The organism is Shewanella olleyana (assembly GCF_023283825.1).
In the GTDB taxonomy this organism is placed as follows: Bacteria; Pseudomonadota; Gammaproteobacteria; order Enterobacterales; family Shewanellaceae; genus Shewanella; species Shewanella olleyana.
The window spans coordinates 1-4,260 of sequence record NZ_JAKILD010000058.1 but is presented as its reverse complement, the minus strand read 5'-3'; the positions used below and the strand labels follow the sequence as shown (position 1 = coordinate 4,260).

The 4,260-nt window shown below is 38.9% G+C and carries 4 protein-coding genes and 3 tRNA genes; 6 read left to right on the top strand and 1 reads right to left on the bottom strand.

The window, feature by feature from the left end; all coding sequences use genetic code 11:
• The first annotated feature begins 433 nt into the window (after nucleotides 1-433).
• Nucleotides 434-1,447 (top strand): UDP-N-acetylmuramate dehydrogenase, encoded by a 1,014-nt coding sequence (gene murB, locus L2735_RS19760; RefSeq protein WP_248986298.1) that lies wholly within the window; start codon nucleotides 434-436, stop codon nucleotides 1,445-1,447.
• On the top strand, nucleotides 1,447-2,406 hold the full coding sequence (birA, locus tag L2735_RS19755; RefSeq protein ID WP_248986299.1) for a bifunctional biotin--[acetyl-CoA-carboxylase] ligase/biotin operon repressor BirA: 960 nt from the start codon (nucleotides 1,447-1,449) through the stop codon (nucleotides 2,404-2,406). The genes murB and birA overlap by 1 nt, the downstream gene beginning before the upstream one ends.
• Nucleotides 2,407-2,420: 14 nt before the next feature.
• Here birA and coaA read toward each other — a convergent pair whose 3' ends face one another.
• Nucleotides 2,421-3,371 carry a type I pantothenate kinase gene (gene coaA / locus L2735_RS19750; protein WP_248986297.1) on the bottom strand — a complete coding sequence of 317 codons (951 nt, stop codon included), beginning with the start codon at nucleotides 3,369-3,371 and terminating at the stop codon, nucleotides 2,421-2,423.
• Nucleotides 3,372-3,592: 221 nt separating this feature from the next.
• Between coaA and L2735_RS19745 the strand changes: the two genes are divergently transcribed.
• From L2735_RS19745 to L2735_RS19730, 4 genes are all read left to right on the top strand, one after another.
• Nucleotides 3,593-3,668: transfer RNA gene (locus L2735_RS19745), tRNA-Thr, on the top strand.
• A gap of 7 nt (nucleotides 3,669-3,675) precedes the next feature.
• Nucleotides 3,676-3,760, top strand: a tRNA-Tyr gene (locus tag L2735_RS19740).
• Between the two features lie 36 nt (nucleotides 3,761-3,796).
• A tRNA-Gly gene (locus L2735_RS19735) sits at nucleotides 3,797-3,870 on the top strand.
• A 195-nt stretch (nucleotides 3,871-4,065) separates the two neighbouring features.
• The coding region (locus tag L2735_RS19730) for a GTP-binding protein (protein WP_248986296.1) at nucleotides 4,066-4,260 on the top strand (195 nt) is incomplete at its 3' end.

The window sequence follows — 4,260 nt, the reverse complement described above, 5'->3', positions numbered from 1 at the left end:
ACCCCGCTACGATGTAGCGGGGTTTTTCTTTGCCTGAAGAAAATAAGCAGCAGGTTAGACACATCAACAGCTGATAGTGTGGTCGATATGCCCATGTAAAAGTCAGTCATTGCGAAGCGCCTAATTTCTCTTAATTGAGAGCAGATAGCCCGTCACTTATGTAACGGGCTTTTTTGTGTCTGAAATTTAGCGCCAAGTTAAGACAAAAAGCTATATCAGCAACTGATAGTGTGGTTTATTTGCCAATACGTCCTTACAAGGAAGAATAAACAGATAATTTATTTATTAAGTGAGTACTAGCCTGAAACTTAACTAACAGGCTTCGTTTGTCCGATATATAATTTAGACACTTTACCTGTAGATAAATTTTGCTTTATAGAGTTATTCACTCCCTCAAGGTACAATAGCTAATCATTTTTTAATTTGTCTTGATATGCCTGTAAGTCTAAAACCATTCAACACTCTTTCATTAGATCAGAATTGTCATCAATTAATATCTGTCGCTAATGTTAATGATCTTAAAGTAGCAATTGAACATGTGCAAAACCAACAACTACCAATGTTGATTCTTGGTGGGGGAAGTAATGTGGTTTTTACACAAGATTTTGAAGGCGTAGTGATAAAACAAGAAACTAAAGGTATAGAAGTTAAGGAAGAGGCTGATTCATATTATATAAAAGTTCAGGCTGGTGAAGACTGGCATTCGTTTGTTGAGTACTGCCTAGTTAATGGTTATCACGGACTAGAAAATTTAGCGTTAATCCCTGGAACTGTAGGCGCCGCCCCTATACAAAATATAGGTGCTTATGGAGTTGAAGTTAATCAGTTTTGCGAAAGAGTAAACTATCTTGAGTTGAAAAACTTAGAGTGTCATTCGCTTTCTAATGAACAATGTAAATTTGGATATCGTGAGTCAATTTTTAAAGATGAACTAAAGAATCAAGTGGTCATCACCTCAGTAGAATTTAGATTACCTAAATTATGGCAACCAAATTTAAAGTATGGGCCATTACAGCACCTTGATGCTAACACCGTGACCCCACAAGATGTATTTAGAACAGTTTGCGAAGTTAGGATGAGTAAATTGCCAGATCCCGCCGAGCTTGGCAATGTCGGTAGCTTCTTTAAGAACCCAGTTATCAAAGCGGGTCAATATGTTGAGCTGCTTAAGACGTATTCTGACTTAGTGGGTTATGCACAAGCAGATGGCACTATAAAAGTTGCAGCGGGTTGGTTGATTGATGAGGCCGGTCTAAAAGGTTTTACTCAAGGACGTGTTGCAGTTCATGATAAGCAAGCATTGGTATTGGTTAATTTGGATAATGCACAAGGCGCTGAAATTTGTCAGCTTGCTGAACACATTATAGAAATCGTAACCGCAAAATTTGGAATTCGACTAGAAGCTGAACCTAGAATCATAGGGTCGAAAGGAGAGGTACAATTGTGATGAATGAACACTGGGATAAAAAGACGCAAATTATTGGTTTACTTAATCACAGCACGTATGTCTCAGGTGAGTTTATCGCACAAAAGGTAGGGCTTTCCAGAACGGCTGTAAATAATCATATTGCTCAATTGGCAGATTATGGTGTCGATGTTTTCAGTGTCAAAGGTAAGGGATATAAATTACCAAAACCATTGCCTTTGTTTGATGAAACAAAATTGATTAATGGCATAGAAAATCGTTGCTTTTACTTTAATGAAATAGAAAGTACCAACGCATTCATGCTGCAGCACGCCGAGGAATTAAAAAACGGTGATATTTGTATTGCTGAGTATCAATCTGCAGGGAGAGGGAGGCGAGGGCGTCAATGGGTCTCGCCCTATGGTCAGCACGTATATGCTTCATTGTTTTGGCGCTTAAACCAAGGAATGAATGCTGCAATGGGACTTAGTCTAGTTGTGGCTTGTTCTATTGTTAAATCACTCACAGAGTTTGGTGTTGATGCTCTAGGGGTAAAGTGGCCTAATGACATCTATCGCGACAATAAAAAACTCGCTGGGATTCTTATTGAGTTATCTGGGCATACAATGGATGAGTGTAATCTGGTTATTGGTTTTGGGATTAATATGAGTATGTCTGATCAACATGCTAACTTAATTGACCAGCCTTGGAGTGATTTAAGCTCATTAGAATCAATGCCCGACAAAACGGCATTGATTACCAGCATTCATAAACAACTTAAACTTGATTTGATACTATTCGAAGCAGAAGGATTAACACCTTTTATTTCTCAATGGCAACAAAATGATTTATTTTATGAAAAAGAAATCAATTTATTGATGGCGCCAAATAATATCAGTGGTGTTTGCAAGGGCATTGATAAACAAGGTGCGGTATTAGTTGAGACTGATGGAATAATAACGCCTTACATAGGTGGTGAAATTAGTTTACGTGCCAAGTAACTTCACCATTTTTACTATTTGCGCAGTAAAACACGGTCAACTAGATGGTTGGCCGCTTTTTTTAGGATTAAATTAGCCCGCTCTCTGCTTGGTTTTATATTGGTTTGTAAATTAGGGCCGTTGATAGTGTCCCAAATGTGAGCAGCAGTTGCGTTTGCTTCATTATCAGAAAGTTGTGAATAATGATGGAAGAATGACTTTGGATCGCTAAACGCGCCTTGTCTGAACTTTAAGAAGCGTTGTTGGTACCACTCTTTGAGCAGAGACTCCTCTGCATCAACATAAATAGAAAAGTCCACATAATCAGATAGGAAACTACTTTTGCTCTCTGGACTTGGATCTAAAGCGGTTTGGAGGACATTCAAACCTTCAATAATCAAAATATCCGGCTGATTTATATTCTGAACTTGGTCGCTCAATCTGTCATAGGTGACATGTGAGTATAAAGGCGCACTAACATTGGGTTCACCGGCTTTTACCGCTGAAATGAAATCAATGAGCATTTTCATATCATAACTTTCAGGGAAACCCTTTCGTTTGAGCAAATTATTGTGTGTAAGTTCTGCCAATGGATATAAAAAACCATCGGTGGTTACCAGTTCAACTTTCGGGTGTTCAGGCCATCGCTGCAACAAGGTTTGTAAAATACGCGCTGTGGTACTTTTACCGACGGCGACACTACCTGAAATACTGATGATATAAGGCGATTTAGTAGGTTTGTGATTTAAAAACTGATCAAGTACAACGCCACGCTGTTGCTTAGAGTCAATAATTAAATTTAGTAAGCGACTAAGGGGAAGATAAATATCAGTAACTTCATCTAATGAAAGCTGTTCATTCATGCCACGTAAATTGGCTAATTCATCTTCACTGAGTGTAAGAGGCACTGAATTACGTAATTCAGACCACTGCTGGCGAAGAAATGAAAAATAAAGTGCTTGATGTAATGTGTTGTTCGCTGTCATATCTTCCTTTCCTTAGGTCAGGCACATTACACCACCAAATTATTTTGAACAATAGGAAAAGTCATCTTACTTATAGTCGCTTGTGTAAATCGCTGTTATTTTATCCTCCCGACACAAATAAAGACTAAAAAAGCGACATTTGAGACTTTTTTTAGCTTTTTTATGCATTTCCTATTGCACTTGCGCCAACATTTACCTAATATCCGTTTCCGAAATGATTAGCCGGCATAGCTCAGTTGGTAGAGCAACTGACTTGTAATCAGTAGGTCCCGAGTTCGACTCTTGGTGCCGGCACCATTTTTCTGGAGGGGTTCCCGAGTGGCCAAAGGGATCAGACTGTAAATCTGACGGCTCAGCCTTCGAAGGTTCGAATCCTTCTCCCTCCACCATTTTTAAAGGTAGTTAGGTAGCCTTATTCAGGTTGCGCGGATGTCGTATAATGGTATTACTCCAGCCTTCCAAGCTGATAACGCGGGTTCGATTCCCGCCATCCGCTCCAAATTGCTGAACGACTTGATTGCTTAGTAGTTCGTTTAAAAGAACTATTAAGTCAATCAAATCCTTTAAATCAGCACGTCCTGTCTTATGCTAAACTTAATCACCAAAACTAAACTAATTAATTCGATGTCATTCTATGCATCGGACTTTTTCTATATGTGTTTTCATCACCAAGACTCTGGATTGAGGCAATATCATGGCTAAAGAAAAATTTGAACGTAATAAACCACATGTAAACGTGGGTACAATCGGTCACGTCGACCATGGTAAAACAACGCTAACTGCTGCAATCTCAGCTGTTTTAACCAAAACTTACGGTGGTGAAGTTAAAGATTTCGCACAAATCGATAACGCTCCAGAAGAGCGTGAGCGCGGTATTACAATTAATACT

What these genes read in the sequence shown, in the direction of transcription:
- murB (WP_248986298.1), top strand. Translation starts at nt 434, where the DNA reads ATGCCTGTAAGTCTAAAACCATTCAACACTCTTTCATTAGATCAGAAT.
- birA (WP_248986299.1), top strand. Translation starts at nt 1,447, where the DNA reads ATGAATGAACACTGGGATAAAAAGACGCAAATTATTGGTTTACTTAAT.
- coaA (WP_248986297.1), bottom strand. Translation starts at nt 3,371, where the DNA reads ATGACAGCGAACAACACATTACATCAAGCACTTTATTTTTCATTTCTT.